The sequence below is a fragment of the Actinocrispum wychmicini genome, from assembly GCF_004345645.1.
GTDB lineage: Bacteria > Actinomycetota > Actinomycetes > Mycobacteriales > Pseudonocardiaceae > Kibdelosporangium > Kibdelosporangium wychmicini.
The window spans coordinates 1026824-1044070 of sequence record NZ_SLWS01000001.1 but is presented as its reverse complement, the minus strand read 5'-3'; the positions used below and the strand labels follow the sequence as shown (position 1 = coordinate 1044070).

Annotated in this window: 14 protein-coding genes; all 14 read right to left on the bottom strand. The window is 68.3% G+C overall.

The window, feature by feature from the left end:
- Positions 1-23 precede the first annotated feature (23 nt).
- The gene (locus EV192_RS05245) at positions 24-437 is read right to left on the bottom strand and encodes a hypothetical protein (RefSeq protein WP_243726641.1); all 414 of its coding nucleotides are present in this window, start codon (positions 435-437) and stop codon (positions 24-26) included.
- Between the two features lie 102 nt (positions 438-539).
- Entirely contained in the window at positions 540-1796 is a 1257-nt protein-coding gene (locus tag EV192_RS05240; protein WP_243726640.1) for a GGDEF domain-containing protein, read from the bottom strand.
- 174 nt (positions 1797-1970) lie between these two features.
- The gene (locus EV192_RS54580; protein WP_207925888.1) at positions 1971-3215 is read right to left on the bottom strand and encodes a sunset domain-containing protein; all 1245 of its coding nucleotides are present in this window, start codon (positions 3213-3215) and stop codon (positions 1971-1973) included.
- Positions 3216-3298: 83 nt separating this feature from the next.
- Positions 3299-4315 (bottom strand): polyprenyl synthetase family protein, encoded by a 1017-nt coding sequence (locus EV192_RS05230; RefSeq protein ID WP_132111588.1) that lies wholly within the window; start codon positions 4313-4315, stop codon positions 3299-3301.
- Between the two features lie 305 nt (positions 4316-4620).
- Complete coding sequence (gene nuoN / locus EV192_RS05225) at positions 4621-6177, bottom strand: NADH-quinone oxidoreductase subunit NuoN (protein WP_132113027.1); 1557 nt, start codon at positions 6175-6177, stop codon at positions 4621-4623.
- Between the two features lie 16 nt (positions 6178-6193).
- On the bottom strand, positions 6194-7789 hold the full coding sequence (locus EV192_RS05220; RefSeq protein WP_132111586.1) for an NADH-quinone oxidoreductase subunit M: 1596 nt from the start codon (positions 7787-7789) through the stop codon (positions 6194-6196).
- Positions 7789-9699: an NADH-quinone oxidoreductase subunit L gene (nuoL, locus tag EV192_RS05215; RefSeq protein ID WP_132113025.1), complete on the bottom strand. Its 1911-nt coding sequence runs from the start codon at positions 9697-9699 to the stop codon at positions 7789-7791. Before nuoL ends, EV192_RS05220 begins: the two co-directional genes overlap by 1 nt.
- A gap of 66 nt (positions 9700-9765) precedes the next feature.
- The gene (nuoK, locus tag EV192_RS05210; RefSeq protein ID WP_132111584.1) at positions 9766-10065 is read right to left on the bottom strand and encodes an NADH-quinone oxidoreductase subunit NuoK; all 300 of its coding nucleotides are present in this window, start codon (positions 10063-10065) and stop codon (positions 9766-9768) included.
- Entirely contained in the window at positions 10062-10922 is an 861-nt protein-coding gene (locus tag EV192_RS05205; protein ID WP_165960273.1) for an NADH-quinone oxidoreductase subunit J, read from the bottom strand. Before EV192_RS05205 ends, nuoK begins: the two co-directional genes overlap by 4 nt.
- 5 nt (positions 10923-10927) lie before the next feature.
- Positions 10928-11449 carry an NADH-quinone oxidoreductase subunit NuoI gene (gene nuoI / locus EV192_RS05200; RefSeq protein ID WP_132111580.1) on the bottom strand — a complete coding sequence of 174 codons (522 nt, stop codon included), beginning with the start codon at positions 11447-11449 and terminating at the stop codon, positions 10928-10930.
- The gene (nuoH, locus tag EV192_RS05195; protein ID WP_132111578.1) at positions 11436-12734 is read right to left on the bottom strand and encodes an NADH-quinone oxidoreductase subunit NuoH; all 1299 of its coding nucleotides are present in this window, start codon (positions 12732-12734) and stop codon (positions 11436-11438) included. The genes nuoI and nuoH overlap by 14 nt, the downstream gene beginning before the upstream one ends.
- A gap of 37 nt (positions 12735-12771) precedes the next feature.
- Positions 12772-15219, bottom strand: coding sequence for an NADH-quinone oxidoreductase subunit G (locus EV192_RS05190; RefSeq protein WP_132111576.1), 2448 nt, complete (start codon positions 15217-15219; stop codon positions 12772-12774).
- On the bottom strand, positions 15216-16505 hold the full coding sequence (gene nuoF / locus EV192_RS05185; RefSeq protein WP_132111574.1) for an NADH-quinone oxidoreductase subunit NuoF: 1290 nt from the start codon (positions 16503-16505) through the stop codon (positions 15216-15218). Before nuoF ends, EV192_RS05190 begins: the two co-directional genes overlap by 4 nt.
- 7 nt (positions 16506-16512) lie before the next feature.
- Positions 16513-17232 (bottom strand): NADH-quinone oxidoreductase subunit NuoE, encoded by a 720-nt coding sequence (gene nuoE, locus EV192_RS05180; RefSeq protein ID WP_243726709.1) that lies wholly within the window; start codon positions 17230-17232, stop codon positions 16513-16515.
- Positions 17233-17247 lie beyond the last annotated feature (15 nt).

Sequence of the window (17247 nt, the reverse complement as noted above, 5' to 3'; positions counted from 1 at the left end):
CGCAATTGTTTCAGTCAGCGAGGCTACGCCTCGTACGTCCTGTTGGCCTTCGCCGCGCTGGCCTCGTCCGTCGCACGATAGTTCGCCATCGCCTTCTCGATACCTTCCTTGGCTTTGTCCAACGACTGGGTGAGTGCTTGCAATTGGGTCATGAAGCCCTGTGCGTCCGTGGCGACTTCTACCGCGAATGGGGCTATTACCTTGGCGCCGTTGCTTGTCCCCAGCTTCGGCTCCTGGGTGAGCCGGAACAGATAGCGAGACTGGCCGTTGGCCCAGGTCTGGAAGCGTTCGATGGCTTTGATCAGGGCGTCGCCGCCTTCGGCGCTGACTTCGAAGCCGCCGTCGGCCGCCGCCTTGGCGAAGTTGTTCATGCTGTCGAAGATCGTTTGGGGGATGGCCTGGGGGGCCTCCCCGCCTCCACCATCTGCGATGAGCATCGCGGACCCCTTGTCGAGCAGATGACTGTCCCAGTGGCACGGTACCAACGGCGGTGTCGGTGTGTCTGGGTTATGACGGGGTGGGGTGGGGGTTTGGTTCCGTCAGCCGGCGAAGAGGAGGGTTCGGTTGCGGCCCGCTGTCTTGGCGGCCAGCAGGGCGCGGTCGGCGGCGCTGACCACTTCTTCGAGTGTGGTGCCGTGGTCGGGGTGGGCGGCGACGCCTACTGAGACGGTGACTGTGTCCAGGCCCTCGATGGTTACGGTGGCGACTCGGTGGCGGATGCGTTCGGCGATGGCGAGGGCGTCGTCCTGGGCGGTTCGGGGGAGCAGGATGACGAACTCCTCGCCGCCGAACCGGCCGACCAGGTCGGTGGCGCGGACCTCGGCCTTGAGGGCGTCGGCGACACCGCGCAGGTGTTTGTCGCCGACCAGGTGGCCGTGCCGGTCGTTGATCGTCTTGAAGTGGTCGAGGTCCAGCATGAGCAGGGCCGCGCCCCGGGTGGACCGGTCCAGTTCGGCCGCGGCGTCCTTGAACCAGGTCGCCGAGTTCAGCAGGCCGGTCTTGGCGTCCGCCCTGGCCTGGTCGCGGAACTGGCGGATCAGCACGCTGCGGTGCAGGACCAGCATGATCCCCATGATCAGCAGGATCACCACCGGCCAGTCGACCAGCGCCCAGGACAGCAGGATCCCCAGGGCGACCGTGGCGGCCTCCAGTGCGTGGTCCGGCATTTGGCCAAGGGCGTGGCGCAGTTTCCGGTGCGGGGTGCCCAGGCAGATCGAGCCGGTGACGAGTACGGAGTTGACGACGAGGAAGATCAGCGCGGCGCCGAACACGATGGTGAACGACTCGGTGTTTCTCGGCATTTCGGCGAACGACTCAGTACTGACCAGCCGCAGGAATGCGACGGCGGCGAGACCCGCCACCACTGTCGCCGCGACCGAGAAAGTCCGGAAGTACAACTCGTTCGGACGCACCCGAACCCACGTGGTGAAGTAGGCCACGAAGATCACCACCGCCGAAAGTGCCGGGTGGAGCAGCAGAATCCCGGCGAACATCCACACCGCGTTCAGATCGATCGACGGCGCACCGCGATAACGTTCCTGCATCTTTTCGATCGGCAGCGACAGTTCCGTATAGAGCACGGAACACGCGATCAAGAGGAGCACGGTGACCGAGTTCACCCGCCCGACCGGCAGAATCACAAGCGCCGCGGCTGTGCCGAGCAGCGCCAATGCGTCAACAGCGAGGACATAGCCGACTAAAACGCGATGGGGAGTCCGCCAGATTGCCCAGTGCCGAAACGGGAAACGGGCGAGGAGCAGCTTGGACGTGGTCATCTGCAGTCCGTCCGCAGCCATGGCAGCAAAGTAACGGACCCCGTGTTCCGCGTCACTCCGACATTTGGGGCGTGCGACACCCTGGCCTTCAGGACACTGCGTGAATAAACGCGGGCGACATGCGACGGAAAGTCGATCTTCCCCGAGTGCGGGCGATCAACGACTACCCTGTGTGACAATCGCTGGTCTGGACCATTACGAGAGGACCCGGAAGCCCACCCGTTCGGCGTCGCCCGGACTGCGGAACCACACCTCGGCCACAATCCGGTCGAATTGCGGATTGTCCCGCGTGCAATAACGCAACGCCGTCACACTGGCCTTGACGTTGAACTCCGGCGCGGGCGAGCCCCCACCGGGCAGCGGCATCGCCGAGCCAGGACCGAACGGGCCAGGCGGAACGAAATCCCCCGACTCGTCGACATCGTGCTCCGCCACAGGCACGACCGGCTCGAACAACGAACGCGTCCCCTCCTGCGGCGCGGGATCGAACGCCTGGGTCGGCTCAGGGACATAAGGCTCGGCGTCAACGGCCTCCGCCGGCACCGGTTCGTACACCTGGGTCATCGCAGGCTGGTGCGCCGGTTCAAACGCTTGGGCCGCAGGCTCGGACTCGTGCGCCGGATGGACCGGCTCCGGCGGGTAGTCATGGGCTGGCGGCGCCTCGAAGGAGGCGTGCGCAGGCTCCGGCTCCGGTTCGTACGAATGAGCCGGGGTGTCCTCGACGGCCAGTCCGTGCCGGGCCGCGGGTGGTGGCGCGATCGCCTGGGTCATCTCGGTCGGCGAGTCCTCGGCGACCGCCGGCGGCGGCTGGGACTCGTCCAGCGACCGGATCACCTCGGCCGGGATCGGCGTGGTGTGCTGGGTGAAGATCGTGCCGGTCTCGTCGACCGCCTCGTCGTCCTCGACGTCCGTGATCGCGTGCGGATCCTCGTCCCGGGCGAACCAGTCCTCGTCGCTCGGTTCGGCCACCTTCGGGATCCGCAGGTCAGTGGGTGGGACGAAGACCGTGGTGCTTTCGGTGAACGACCGCCACGAGCTGTCGGACAGCTCGGTGTCACTGTCGTCCGTGGGCGGAGCCGCCGGGGTCGGGTCGAGCCGGTTCTGGATCGAGGACGTCGGCGGCTCCAGGTCGAGATTGCCCTTGATCGGCTCGGGCGCCAACATCGGCGGGGCGACCTGCGGCGCGGACACAGGCAACGGCGGCAACGCGAGTGGCGCGCCCCTCGTCTGCGAGTCGAACAGGTCGTCCAGCGACTTGTCCGCCGCGGTCGGACCGGGCAATGGTTCGGCGAAGCGCGTCGGTGCCGGCCGGGCCTGACCGGCCGTCTCCAACTCGGCCAACCGCTTGCGCATCGGACGTACCAGCAGCAGCCAGGTGAAGAGCGCCCCCAGCAGGAACGACCCCAGGCTCCACAGCCAGACCTGCCCGAAGATCTGCATCACTCGCTCCCTCGTGGATCCCCAACCCGAGCCAGCCTAAAGGGCGGCGGGGCGCCACGGCCGACGGACCACCCATAGTTGCCTTATCGGCTGCGCTCGATCACGTACCGTGTCAGGAGTTCCAACGCGTCCCGGGCTGGGCACTCGGGCAACGGCGCCAAAGCCGCGTGCGCCCGCTCCGCGTACTCCTCCAGCGTCTCCCGCGCGCGCACCATTCCCTTGCAGCCACGCAGCAAGTCGAGGGCTTCCGCGACCTCGGCGTCGTCGGTGATCGGTCCGGCGAGCAACGTGCTGAGGCGCTCGAACTCCGGCCCGCCGACCGACAGCGCGTACAGCATCGGCAGCGTCTTGACGCCTTCCCGCAGGTCGGTGCCGGGGGTCTTGCCCGACTCGGCCGCGGGCGACGCGATGTCGATGATGTCGTCCGAGATCTGGAACGCCGCACCGATGATCTTGCCGTACCGGTAGAGGGCTTCGGTCTGGTCGGGCGCCGCGTTCGAGAACATGCCGCCGTACCGGCCGGCGGTCGCGATCAGCGAACCGGTCTTCTGGCCGATCACGGACAGGTAGTGGTCGACCGGGTCCTCGCCGGGCGCCGGGCCGACGGTCTCCCGCATCTGGCCGGTGACGAGTTCGCCGAAGGTCTCGGCGATGATCCGGGCCGCGTCCGTGCCCAGGTCGGCGACCAGGCCGGACGCGTGCGCGAACAGGAAGTCGCCGGTGAGGATGGCGATGGTGTTGTCCCACCGGGCGTTCACGCTCGCCGCGCCACGCCGCATGGTGGCCTCGTCCATCACGTCGTCGTGGTAGAGCGTCGCGAGGTGCACGAGCTCGACCGCGGCCGAAGCCGTGACGACTTCGGGTGTGGCCCCGTCGGCGACATGCGCCGCGATCAGCGTGAACAACGGGCGGAAACGCTTGCCGCCCGCGTTCACCAAGTGCAACGCGGCCTCGTCGATGAACGAGACGTCACTGTCGGCGACGCCGCGGAGGATTTTCTCGACGTCGCCCAGGGCATCGGTGACGGACTTGACCAAGTCCGGGTCTGCCGCGCTCAGGCCAAGCGGCAGGCGCGCGTCGGGCGTTGGGTCAACTGTCACGTCGTCGTCGCTCCCGGCAGCAGAGTGTTACCAGCAGCTGCCAGCGTAATAGCCCAGGTGGGCCGCCGCGTCGTGTAGGCAGTCACACGTGTCTGGTTCCACCAGGTCATAACGGCGAAACCGGTGTCCTGAACCGGAGGTACGTTGCCGGTATTCGGCGGATCCAGGTTTCCGCTGGGCGCGCCGGACGAAGGGGCTTGTACCGGGTTGTACCTGTGCCTTTGGCCGGTGCGGCCAGCGGGAAGCTGGGCCGTCGAGACCGGCGACGTACCTCCGGTTCAGGACACTGGACACGGGACACTCCATCAGGGGTGGAACGAGCCGGACCCGGCCCAGTTCAGGGCGAACGCCGGCACCAGGCCGAGAACAAGGGTCACCAGCACACCCAGGGTGATCGCGGCCGTGGTCCAGCCACCTGGCACGGTCACGGTCGGGCCGTCCGGCGCCGGGTCGCTGAAGTACATCAGCACGATCACCCGCAGGTAGAAGAACGCGGCCACGGCCGAGGCGACCAGGGCGATCACCACGAGCGGCGCCATGCCGTCCTTCAGGCCGGCCGAGAACACCACGAACTTGCCGATGAACCCACTGGTCAACGGGATGCCGGCCATGGCGAGCAGGAGGAACGTGAACACGGCGGCCAGCAACGGCGACCGCTTGGCCAGGCCGGCCCACTGCGACAAGTGGGTCGCCTCGCCCTTGGAGTCGCGGACCAGGCTCACCGCGCCGAACGCCGCCATCGTGGTGAAACCGTACGTGAGCAGGTAGAACAGCGTGCCGGACAAGCCTTCCGGGCGGATCGCGATCGCGCCGACCAGCATGAAGCCGGCGTGCGCGATCGACGAGTACGCCAGCATCCGCTTGACGTCCGTCTGGGTCAGGCCGAGCACCGCGCCGATCGCCATCGAGATGATCGCGACCACCCACAGCACCCCGCGCCACTCCCAACTGGTGCTGTGGAAGGCGACGAACAGCACGCGCAGGATCCCGCCGAACGCGGCGACCTTCGTACAGGAGGCCATGAACGCCGTGATCGGGGTGGGCGCGCCCTGGTAGACGTCCGGCGTCCACGTGTGGAACGGGCCGACCGAAGCCTTGAACAGCAGACCCACCACCAGCAGGCCGAAGCCGCCGAACAGCAAGGTGTCCGACCGGCCGGCGCCGGCGACCGAGTCGGCGATGGCCGACAGCCGCACCGACTGCGCGTAGCCGTACAGCAAAGCCAGGCCGTACAGGAAGAACGCCGAGGCGAACGCGCCGAGCAGGAAGTACTTAACCGCGGCTTCCTGCGAGATCAACCGGCGGCGCCGGGCCAGGCCACACATCAGGTACAGCGGCAGGCTCAGCACTTCCAGCGCGATGAACATGGTCAGCAGGTCGTTGGCCGCGGTGAAGACCATCATCCCGGCCAGCGCGAACAGCGTCAGCGGGAAGACCTCGGTCTGCGAGTCGGCGGACGCCGCCTGGGCGCGGTCCTGGAACGTGCCTGGGCGGATGCCGGCCTGCGGGGTGAAGGCGCCGCCGCGTTCGATGTTCCGGTCGGCGATCAGCAGGATCGCGCCGAGCCCGAGGACCAGCAACGTCCCCCACAGGAACAGCGCCGGCTTGTCCACCGCGAGCGTGCCGTTCAGGGTGACGATGCCGGCCTTGGGCGAGTCGCTGACGTAGACGATCAGCAGGATGAAGGCGACCGCGATGGACACCACCGACAGCGCGAGCTGCCAGCCCCAGCGGGCCCATTTCGGCAGGAACGCCTCGAACAGCACGCTGACGCACGCCGCGCCGAGCAGGATCAGGATCGGCAGGACCGCCGGGTAGTCGATCGAGGGCGGACTGATCGGGCCCGCCGGTTGGGCCAGCATGAGAACTCCGGACACGTCACTTGCCTCCCACCGGATCGGCCAGGCCGACCGAACTCAGCGTTGCGTCCACCGTCGGCTGAAGCACGTTCAGCACCGGGGCGGGGTAGAAGCCGAGGAACAGGATCAGCGCCACCAGCGGCGCCATGACGACCCTCTCCCGGATGTTCAGGTCCTTCAGCCCGACCTTGGCCGGATCACCCGCGGCGCCAGGCCCGCCGGCGAGGCCCACCAGGGCGTTGCCGCGGACCGGACCCTGGAAGACCCGTTGGTACGCCCAGAGCACGTACAACGCGGCCAGGATCATGCCGACCGCGCCCAGGATCGCGTACACCGGGGCGTTCGGGTACGAACCCACGAGTACGAGGAACTCGGACACGAACGAGTTCGTTCCAGGCAGTGAGAGCGCGGACAGGCCGGCGAACAGGAACAGGCCGGCCAGCAAGGGAGTGAGTTTGGCCAGACCGCCGTAGTCGGAGATCTGCCGCGAGCCGCCGCGGGAAACGACCATGCCGACCGCGAGGAACAGCATGCCGGTGGCGAGACCGTGGTTGACCATGTACAGCGACGCGCCGGCGATCGACTGCGTCGAGAAGGCGAAGATGCCCAGGCCGATGAACCCGAAGTGGGCGATGGAGATGTACGCCATCAGCCGCTTCATGTCGTTCTGGCCGGCGGCGAGCAGCGCGCCGTACAGGATGCCGGCGACCGACAGGACCAGCACCAGCGGCGCGAGGTCCTTGCTGGCGGCCGGGAACAGCGGCAGGCAGTAGCGCAGGAAGCCGAACGTGCCGATCTTGTCCAGCACGCCGACCAGCAGGACACCGGTGCCGACCGGCGACTCGGCGGTCGCGTCCGGCAGCCAGGTGTGCAGCGGCACCAGCGGCGCCTTGATCGCGAAGGCGACGAAGAAGCCGAGGAACAGCCAGATCTGCGTGTTCGTCGGGGCGTTGTGCATGACCCGCGCCAGCGTCGTCCAGTCCAGGCTGCCGACGCCGTTGTTGTAGTCGGCGCTGACCACGTACAGGCCGATCACCGACGCGAGCATGATCAGCCCGCCGAGCAGCGAGTACAGGAAGAACTTCATGGCCGCGTACTGCCGGCGCGGCCCGCCGAACCGGCCGATCAGGAAGTACATCGGGACCAGGACGGCCTCGAAGAACACGTAGAACAGGAAGACGTCCGTGGCGGCGAAGACGCCGACCATGCCGGCCTGCATGACCAGCAGCAGCGAGTAGAAGCCTGCCGCGCTACGGCCTTCAGGCAGTTTGTCGGCCCACGAGCCGCCGATCACGATCGGGGTGAGCACGCCGATCAGCGCGATCATCGTCAGCGCGATGCCGTCGATGCCGAGCGAGAAGTGCACGCCGAACGACGGGATCCAGTCCACCGACAGGGTCAGCTGCAGCCGCGCACCCGTTGGCACGTAAGTGATCCAGGCCGGGACGACGAGGATCAGCTCGACGATCGAGACCGTCAGCGCGGTCAGCTTCGCCGTGCGGTCGTCGCGCAGGAACGCCACCACGATGCCGCCGAGCAACGGCAGCAAAAGCAGGGCGAGTAGCAACGCGGAGCCGCCGCTCGACGTGCCCGCGGCCGCCGGAACAACGTTCATTACGAGAACCTCACCATCAGCAGCGCGGCGACCACGAGGATCCCGCTTGCCAGCATGCTCAACGCGTACGAACGCACGAAGCCGGTCTGCAGCCGGCGAAGTCTGCCGGAGCTGCCGCCGAACGAGGCCGCGATCCCGTTCACCAGGCCGTCGACACCCTTGTTGTCGAAGAAGACCAGGGCGCGGGCCAGCCAGGTGCCCGGCTTGGCGATCAGGGCTTCGTTCAGCGCGTTGCCGTACAGGTCCGCACGGGCCGCCCGGACCACCGGCGACACCCGGGCCGGCTTGACCACCGGGACGTCCTTACGGCCGACGAACAGCCAGGCCAGCACGGCACCGATGACCATGAGCCCGACCGAGCCCCATTCGATCAGTTCCTTCGGGATCAGCAGGTGCTCGACCTCGACGCGCTTGCCGACCGACGGAGCGAGCCAGTCGGTGAACCGGTCGCCGATGGCCAGGAACGCACCGGCGCCGATCGACCCGATCGCCAGGACGGCCATCGGGATCCACATCACCGGCTTGGACTCGTGCGGGTGGAAGTCCGAGCCGTCCGCGGCCTTCAGGTCCTTCCAGCGCTTCTTGCCGAAGAACGTCATGAACATCAGGCGCGTCATGTAGAACGCGGTGAGCAGGGCGCCCAGGGCGGCCGCGCCGCCGAACACCCAGCCACGCCAGCCCTCCTGACCGAAGGCCGCCTCGATGATGGCGTCCTTGGTGTAGAAGCCGGAGAGGAACGGGAAGCCGATCAGCGCCAGGTAGCCGAGACCGAACGTGACGAACGTGATCGGCATGGTCCGGGCCAGGCCGCCGAACTTGCGCATGTCCACTTCGTCCTTCATGGCATGCATCACCGAACCGGCGCCGAGGAACAGTCCGGCCTTGAAGAAGCCGTGCGCCAGCAGGTGCATGATGCCCAGCGCGTACCCGACCGGGCCGAGGCCGACCGCGAGGATCATGTAGCCGATCTGGGAGACCGTGGAGTACGCGAGGACTTTCTTGATGTCGTCGTAAGCGCAGCCGATGACGCACCCGATCAGCAGTGTGATCGCGCCGATGATGACCACGACCAGCTGGCCGTCCGGCGTCAGGTTGTAGATCGGGTTCGTGCGGGCGATGAGGTACACGCCCGCGGTCACCATCGTCGCCGCGTGGATCAGGGCGGAGACCGGGGTCGGGCCTTCCATCGCGTCCGGCAACCACGCCTGGAGCGGGAACTGGCCGGACTTGCCGCAGGCGCCGAGCAGCAGCAGGATCGCGATCGCGGTGATCGTGCCGGGGGACAGCTCGTGGATCCGGGCGAAGACCTCGGTGTACTGGGTGGTGCCGAGGTTCTTGAACAGCAGGAAGATCGCCACGGCCAGGCCCACGTCACCGACGCGGTTCATCAGGAACGCCTTCTTCGCGGCGGTGGCCGCGGACGGGCGGTTCTGATACCAGCCGATCAGCAGGTAGGACGCCAGGCCTACGCCTTCCCAGCCGAGGTACAGCGTCACGAAGCTGTTGCCCAGCACCAGGATCAGCATGGCCGCGACGAACAGGTTGAGGTATCCGAAGAACCTGCGCCTGCCGTCGTCGTCGGCCATGTAGCCGACCGAGTAGATGTGGATCAACGCGCCGACGCCGGTGATCAGCAGCACGAACGTGACCGACAGCGGGTCGATCCGCAGTCCGAAGTCGACGTTCAGCTGGTTGACGTGGATCCACGAGAACACGCTGGTTTCCCGGACCCGGTCCGCGTCAGCGAGCGACGTGGTGTTGAAGAACAACGCGAGGCCGTAGGCGAACGCGCCGACCACTGTGAGGATGCCGAACAGGTGGCCCCACGCGTTGGTCCGCTTGCCGCCGACCAACAGCACGAGCGCGCCGAGCGCGGGCAACGCGATCAGGATCCACGCGGATCCGGCCAGGCCGCCGGACGCCTTGGCCACCTCGCCCGCGGCGAGGTCGAGAGTCTGGGTCACCTGCTATACCCCTTAGTACTTCAGCAAGTTCGCGTCGTCCACGGAGGACGTCCGCCTCGTGCGGAAGATGGACATGATGATCGCGAGACCGACCACGACCTCGGCGGCGGCCACGACCATCACGAAGAACGCCATCACCTGGCCGTCCAGTGAGCCGTTGATCCGGGCGAACGTGACCAGTGTCAGGTTCACCGCGTTGAGCATCAGCTCGACGCACATGAACACCACGATGGCGTTGCGCCGGACCAGGACGCCGACCGCGCCGATGGTGAACAGCAGCGCGGAGAGCACCAGGTAGTACGTGGGAGTCACGACTGACCCTCCTCAGCGTTGACGCTCGACCCTGCAAGCAGATCTTCGGTGGGCCCCTTGAGCGCGTGCGCGTCGGCCTCGGGCAGCCGGCCGGCGGCCGACTCGATGTCCTCGGCGAACCGTTCGGACGCGGTGGCCTCGATGATCCGCGACAGCGACTCGGGCGCGACCGAGCCGTCCGGCAGCAGCGCCGGGGTGGCCACGGAGTTGGCTGTGGCGAACACACCTGGGCCGGGCAGGGGCGACACGCGGTCGTGCTCGCCGCGGAACCGGGCGTCGGCTGTCTCGCGCTGCGACTTGCGCCTGCTCTTGTCCCGGTACCCCAGCACCATCGCGCCGACCGCGGCGGTGATCAGCAGGGCCGACGTGAGCTCGAACGGGAACAGGAAGTCCGAGAAGAGCAGCCGCCCGACGCCGTCGACGTTGCCGCGTCCGTTCAGGTTGGGCTGGTTGAGGCCGACCGGCCGGACCGACGTGAGCGCCCGGGACACCCCGGCGACCAGCAGGCCGGCGAGGCCGATGCCGAGCAGCGCGGCGGTGACCCGCTGGCCGCGCAGGACTTCCACCACCGAGTCCGAGGAGTCCCGGCCCACCAGCATCAGCACGAACAGGAACAGCATCATGACCGCGCCGGTGTAGACGATGATCTGCACGAAGCCGAGGAACGGCGCCTGCTGGATCATGTAAATCACACCGAGGCCGAGCATGGTCAGCACCAGGAACAGCGCGGAGTGCACGGCGTTGCGGGCGAAGATCATGCCGAGCGCGCCGGCCACCGCGAGCGGGCCGAGGATCCAGAACATGATCGCCTCGCCGGTGGGGACCTTGGCGATCTCCCCGGCCTGCGCCAGGAGCAGGTGGTTCACTGCTGGACCCCCTTGGCCAGCTCCGGGCCGTTCACGTAGTAGTCCTGCTCGTGCTCGCCGAGCCGCATCGGGTGCGGCGGCTGCTCCATCCCCGCCAGCAGCGGGGCGAGCAGGTCCTCCTTGGTGAAGATCAGCACCTGGCGGTTGTCGTTGGCCAGCTCGTGCTCGGTGGTCATGGTCAGCGAGCGGGTCGGGCACGCCTCGATGCACAGGCCACAGCCGATGCACCGCAGGTAGTTGATCTGGTAGTCCTTGCCGTAGCGCTCACCCGGGGAGTAACGCTCCTCCTCGGTGTTGTCGCCGCCCTCGACGAAGATCGCGTCCGCCGGGCAGGCCCACGCGCAGAGTTCGCAGCCCACGCACTTCTCCAGCCCGTCCGGGTGCCGGTTGAGCTGGTGTTTGCCGTGGTAGCGGGCCGCGGTGACCTTCTTGACCTCCGGGTACTTCTCGGTGGCCACCTTCTTGAACATCATCGCGAAGGTGACGCCGAAACCCTTCACCGGATCAAGCAGACCCATCCTCGACCTCCTTCGAACTCGCCGCAGAGACGGTCTGGCGACGGCTGGCCCGGGAGCGGCCCTGCCTGGTCCGCCGCGGTTTGCTGGGGATCTGCAGGTCGATCGGCGGCACCGGGAAGCCGCTGCCGGCCATCGGCACGCGGCCGGGGTCGGTGATCCGCCGGTCCGGCATCATCATCGCGACACCGACGAGCACGACCACGCCGAAGCCGATGGAGATGAGCCGGCCGCCGGTACCGAGGTCGCCCCACGCGGAGATCACCGCGAGCACCATGATCCACAGCAGGTTCATCGGGACCAGGAACTTCCAGCCCATCTTCATGAACTGGTCGTAGCGGAACCTGGGGAGCGTGCCGCGCAGCCAGATGAACACGAAGATCAGCAGCAGGATCTTGCCGATGAACCAGAGCATCGGCCACCAGCCGCGGTTGAGCACGTTGTCGCCGATCAGCGACAGCGGCCACGGCGCCATGTAGCCGCCGAGGAACAGCGTGGTGCCCACCGCCGAGACGATGATCATGTTGATGTACTCGGCGATGTAGAAGATCACGAACTTCATCGAGCTGTACTCGGTGTGGAAGCCGGCGACCAGCTCGGACTCGGCCTCGGGCAGGTCGAACGGCGCCCGGTTGGTCTCGCCGACCATCGAGATCGCGTAGATGACGAAGCTCGGGAGCAGCGCTACCGCGTACCAGAGGCCGTGTTGTGAGTCGACGATGTCGCCGAGCGCCAGCGAGTGCGACTGGAGCACGACACCGACGATCGACAGGCCCATCGCGATCTCGTACGAGATCACCTGCGCCGCCGACCGCAGACCGCCGAGCAGCGGGTACGGCGTTCCGGACGCCCACCCGGCGAGGACCACGCCGTAGACACCGATGGACGAGCACGCCAGCACCACGAGCACGCCGACCGGCAGGTCGACCAGCTGCAGCACGGTCCGTTCCCCGAAGATCGAGACCTCGCCGCCGAACGGGATCACCGCGAACGCGAGGAACGTCGGGAACAGCGCGATCACCGGCGCGAGCCGGTAGACCGGCTTGTCCGCGGTGACCGGGATGATCTCTTCCTTGAACGGCAGCTTGAGCGCGTCCGCGATCGGTTGGAGCAGACCGAACGGGCCGACCCGGTTGGGGCCGGGCCGGTTCTGCATCCGGCCGATGATCCGCCGCTCGCCCCACACCGAGATCATCGCGACCAGGAGTGCGAACAGGAAGATGAACACGACCTTGAGCAGGATCAGCCAGATCGGGTCGTCGGCGAGCAGTTGTGCCCGGTGGCTCACGGTTCCTCCCCTCGTGCGCGGCTTGCTGGGCAGGTCATCACTGGGTGCCTCCTGCGTACACGTTCACGGGTGCGCCGTGGCCGACGCCGAGGGTTCGGCGGAGGGTGGCGTCGCCGGAGTTGCCCGGCAGCCACACGACGCCGTCGGGCACGTCCGCGTACTCGACCGGCAGGGTGACCGAGCCTCGGTCGGTCGCCACCGTTACCGCTTCCGCGCCGGCCACACCGAGCACTTCGGCGGTGTGCGCCGACAGCCGGGCGACCGGGCGCCGGGCGGTGCCGGCCAGGTGCGGCTCGTCCGCCTGCAGCGACCCGTTGTCCAGCAACTGCCGCCAGGTGGCGAGCAGGACCTGGCCGTCGTTCTGCGGCAGACCCTGCTGACGTGACTCCTCACTCGGCGCGGTCGCCTTGCGAGGCACCGATTCGCCGAGCCGGGCGAGGTCGCCCGCGGCCGCGGCGGGGGTCTGGGTGAAGAGGTCGGCGTCCATCTCGACCGCGAGCGTGTCGAGCACGCGGCAGTCGGGCAGCGCGCCCGTGCCGTCGAGCGTGGTGCCGAACTCGCGGCGCCGGCCTTCCCAGTTGACGTACGAACCGGCCTTCTCGACCGCGGGCGCGATCGGCAGGACCACGTCCGCGTAGTCGGTCGCCGCGCTCGGCCGCAGCTCCAGGCTGAGCACGAAACCGGCCTGCTGCAACGCTTTCAGCGCGAGCTGTGGGTCGGGCAGGTCGTACGGGTCGACCCCGCCGACCACCAGCGCGGCCAGTTCGCCGTCGGCGGCGGCCCGCAGGATGCCGTCGGTGTCGCGGCCGGGCTCGGTGGGCAACGCGCCCGCTTCGAGACCCCACACCCGCTCGACCTCGGCGCGGGCGTCCGCGTCCGCGACCAGCCGGCCGCCGGGCAGCAGGGTCGGCAGGGCGCCGACCTCGACCGCGCCGCGTTCCCCGGCGCGCCGGGGGATCCACGCCAGCTTCGCGCCGGTCCTGCCGGCCAGCCGCAGCAACGCCGAGAACAGGCCGGGGACCTGTGCCGCGCGTTCGCCGACGAGGACGACGGAACCGGGCTGCCCCAAGGCTTCCGTGACGTCCGGGGCGTGCTGCGGCAGTGCGTCGACGGCCGCCGCCTCGCCGCCGGGCGGGGTGGCGAGCAGGGTGCCGTGGGTCTTGTCCACCGCCGGGGACGTCCACTGTCCGATGTGGAACACCTTGGTCCGGCCCTTACGGGCTGCCTTACGCAGCCGCAGGAACACGATCGGCGCTTCTTCCTCCGGCTCGAACGCCACGCACAGCACCGCGGGCGCGGCCTCGATACCCGTGAAGGTCACCCCGGTGTCCGGAGTGGTGCCGACCACGGTCGACGCCAGGAAGTCCAACTCCTCAGCCGAATGCGGCCGGGCGCGGAAGTCGACGTCGTTGGTGCCCAGGGCGACGCGGGCGAACTTCGCGTACGCGTACGCGTCCTCCACCGTCAGCCGGCCGCCGGGCAGGACGCCGACTCCGTGCGCCTTGGCGGCCGTCAGCGCGTCGGCCGCGACCTGCAGGGCCTCGGTCCAGGACGCTTCCTGCAGCTCACCGGTGTCCTTGTTGCGAACCATCGGCCGGGTGAACCGGTCGGCCGCGGTGGCGTACCGGAAGGCGAAGCGGCCCTTGTCGCAGATCCACTCCTCGTTGACCTCAGGGTCGTTGCCGGCCAGCTTGCGCGTGACCTTGCCGCGCCGCCAGTCCGTCCGCTCCGCGCAGCCGGACGAGCAGTGCTCGCAGACACTCGGCGTGGACACCAGGTCGAACGGCCGGGAGCGGAACCGGTACGCGGCGCTGGTCAGGGCGCCCACCGGGCAGATCTGGATGGTGTTGCCAGAGAAGTACGACTGGAACGGCTTCTCCTCGGCGATCCCGATCTGCTGGTCGGCGCCGCGCTCCAGCAGTTCGATGAACGGGTCGCCGGCGATCTGCGCGGAGAACCGGGTGCAGCGCTGGCAGAGCACGCACCGCTCGCGGTCCAGCAGGACTTGGGTGGAGATCGGGATCGGCTTGGGGAACGTCCGCTTGGTGTCGACGAACCGGGAGTCCGCGCGGCCGTGCGCCAGCGCCTGGTTCTGCAGCGGGCACTCGCCGCCCTTGTCGCAGATCGGGCAGTCCAACGGGTGGTTGATCAGCAGCAGCTCGATCACGCCCTGCTGGGCCTTGTCCGCGACCGGCGACGTCATCTGGGTCTTGACGTTCATCCCGTCGGCGACCGTGATCGTGCAGGACGCCTGCGGCTTGGGCATCGGCCGGCCGCCCATCTCGACCTCGACCAGGCACTGGCGGCACGCGCCGGCCGGGTCGAGCAGCGGGTGGTCGCAGAACCGGGGGATCGTGATGCCCATCCGCTCGGCCGTGCGGATCAGCAGCTCGCCCTTGGGGGCGACCACCTCGATGCCGTCGATGACGAGCTTGACATGCCCCTCGGGCACGACAAGTTCGTTCTTCTCCGGTGCCACGGTCATCGGCTTGCTCCCGCCAGTGCCGGCTTGCGGTTCTTCTCGCACAGCGCGAGGAACTCGTCCTTGAAGTACTGGATGCCGCTGGTGATCGGGCTGACCGCGCCGTCACCGAGCGCGCAGAACGAGCGGCCCAACACGTTGTCGCAGATGTCCAGCAACGTGTCGATGTCCTCCTCGGTGCCGTGGCCGTCGACCATCCGCTCCAGGATCTGCACCAGCCAGTACGTGCCCTCGCGGCACGGAGTGCACTTGCCGCACGACTCGTGCTTGTAGAACTGGGTCCACTTCATCACGGCCCACGGCACCGACACGGTCTCGTTGAAGACCTGTACGGCGGTGGTGCCCAGCATGGAGCCAGCCTCGGCCGCGCCCTCGAAATCGAGCGGAACATCCAGGTGCTCTGCGGTGAACATCGGGGTGGAGGACCCGCCCGGCGTCCAGAACTTCAGCGGGATGCCGTCCTTCATGCCGCCCGCGAGCTCCAGCAGCTGGCGCAGGGTGGTGCCGAGCGGGGACTCGTACTGGCCGGGCTGCTCCACGTGGCCGGAGATCGAGTAGATCTTCGGGCCGGGCGACTTCTCCGTGCCCATCTTGCGGAACCAGTCGGCGCCGCCGTTGATGATGTAGGGAACCGACGCGATGGTCTCGACGTTGTTCACTGTGGTGGGTGCCGCGTAGAGCCCTGCCGCCGCCGGGAAGGGCGGCTTCAGTCGAGGCTGGCCGCGTCGCCCTTCGAGCGAGTCGAGCAGCGCGGTCTCCTCGCCGCAGATGTACGCGCCGGCGCCGGCATGGACCGTGATCTCCAGGTCGAAGCCGGAGCCGAGGATGTTGCGGCCCAGGTATCCGGCGGCCTTGGCCTCCTCGACGGCCGCGTTGAGCCGGCGGATGCAGTGGATGACCTCACCGCGGACGTAGATGAAGCAGTGGTGCGACCGCATCGCGTACGAGGCGATGACGCAGCCCTCGATCAGCGAGTGCGGGTCCGCCATCATCAGCGGGATGTCCTTGCAGGTGCCCGGCTCGCCCTCGTCGGCGTTGATCACCAGGTAATGCGGCTTGTCCTCGTTGGGCGGCATGAAGGACCACTTCACGCCGGCCGGGAAGCCCGCGCCGCCGCGGCCGCGCAGGCCGGAGTCCTTGACCACCTGCACGATCTGCTCGGGCGTGGCGGTCAGCGCCTTGCGCAGCGCGGTGTAGCCCTCCAGCTGCTCGTAGGTCTGGATGGACCACGAGCGCGGCGACAGCCAGCGCTTGGTGAGAACCGGTGTCACCGGGTCGACTGTGCTCATCCCAGCCTCACTTCTTGTCCAGCTCGGGGAACTCGACCTTGGCCGGCATCGACGGCGCGGTCCAGCCCCGCTCCTGCGCCAGTTGGGCGCCCCGCAGCGTCTCCGTCGCGGCGGACGGACCGTCCACATCGGATGGACGCTCGAAGAACCCGGCGAGCTGCAGCGACACGTCCTTGAAGTCGGTCAGCGGCGCGCCCCGGGTCGGCGCCGGCCGCTCGCCGCGCCGCAGGGCGTCCACCAGTTCGACCGCCGTCTCGGGCGTCTGGTTGTCGTAGAACTCGTAGTTGACCTGCAGGACCGGGCCGAGGTCGCAGGCGGCCAGGCATTCGGCGTGCTCGACGGTGATCGAGCCCGGCTCGCCCGGCGTGCCCACGGTCTCCTCATGCCCCAACGGTTTCCCGTCTTCGCTGAGGTGCTCACGCAGCGTCTTGTAGATCGCGTCGCCACCGAGCGCCGCGCACAGCGTGTTCGTGCACACGGAGACCAAGTGCTCGCCGCATGGCTTGCGCTTGTACATCGTGTAGAACGTCACGACCGCGCTGACCTCGGCCGCGCTCAGCTTCAGCTGCCGCGAACAGAACATGATGCCCGCCTGGCTGACGTACCCCTGCACGGACTGGACCAGGTGCAGCATGGGCAGCAGCGCCGAGCGGGACTGCGGGTAGCGGGCGACGATCGCCTGCGCCCTGTCGACGATGCCGTCGAACACAGTCAGGTCCTCGGTCACCGGGGACTCGATCTG

Coding starts and splice junctions, on each gene's coding strand:
- EV192_RS05245 (WP_243726641.1), bottom strand. CDS start 437: ATGCTCATCGCAGATGGTGGAGGCGGGGAGGCCCCCCAGGCCATCCCC.
- EV192_RS05240 (WP_243726640.1), bottom strand. CDS start 1,796: ATGGCTGCGGACGGACTGCAGATGACCACGTCCAAGCTGCTCCTCGCC.
- EV192_RS54580 (WP_207925888.1), bottom strand. CDS start 3,215: ATGCAGATCTTCGGGCAGGTCTGGCTGTGGAGCCTGGGGTCGTTCCTG.
- nuoN (WP_132113027.1), bottom strand. CDS start 6,177: ATGCTGGCCCAACCGGCGGGCCCGATCAGTCCGCCCTCGATCGACTAC.
- EV192_RS05220 (WP_132111586.1), bottom strand. CDS start 7,789: ATGAACGTTGTTCCGGCGGCCGCGGGCACGTCGAGCGGCGGCTCCGCG.
- nuoI (WP_132111580.1), bottom strand. CDS start 11,449: ATGGGTCTGCTTGATCCGGTGAAGGGTTTCGGCGTCACCTTCGCGATG.
- EV192_RS05190 (WP_132111576.1), bottom strand. CDS start 15,219: ATGACCGTGGCACCGGAGAAGAACGAACTTGTCGTGCCCGAGGGGCAT.
- nuoF (WP_132111574.1), bottom strand. CDS start 16,505: ATGAGCACAGTCGACCCGGTGACACCGGTTCTCACCAAGCGCTGGCTG.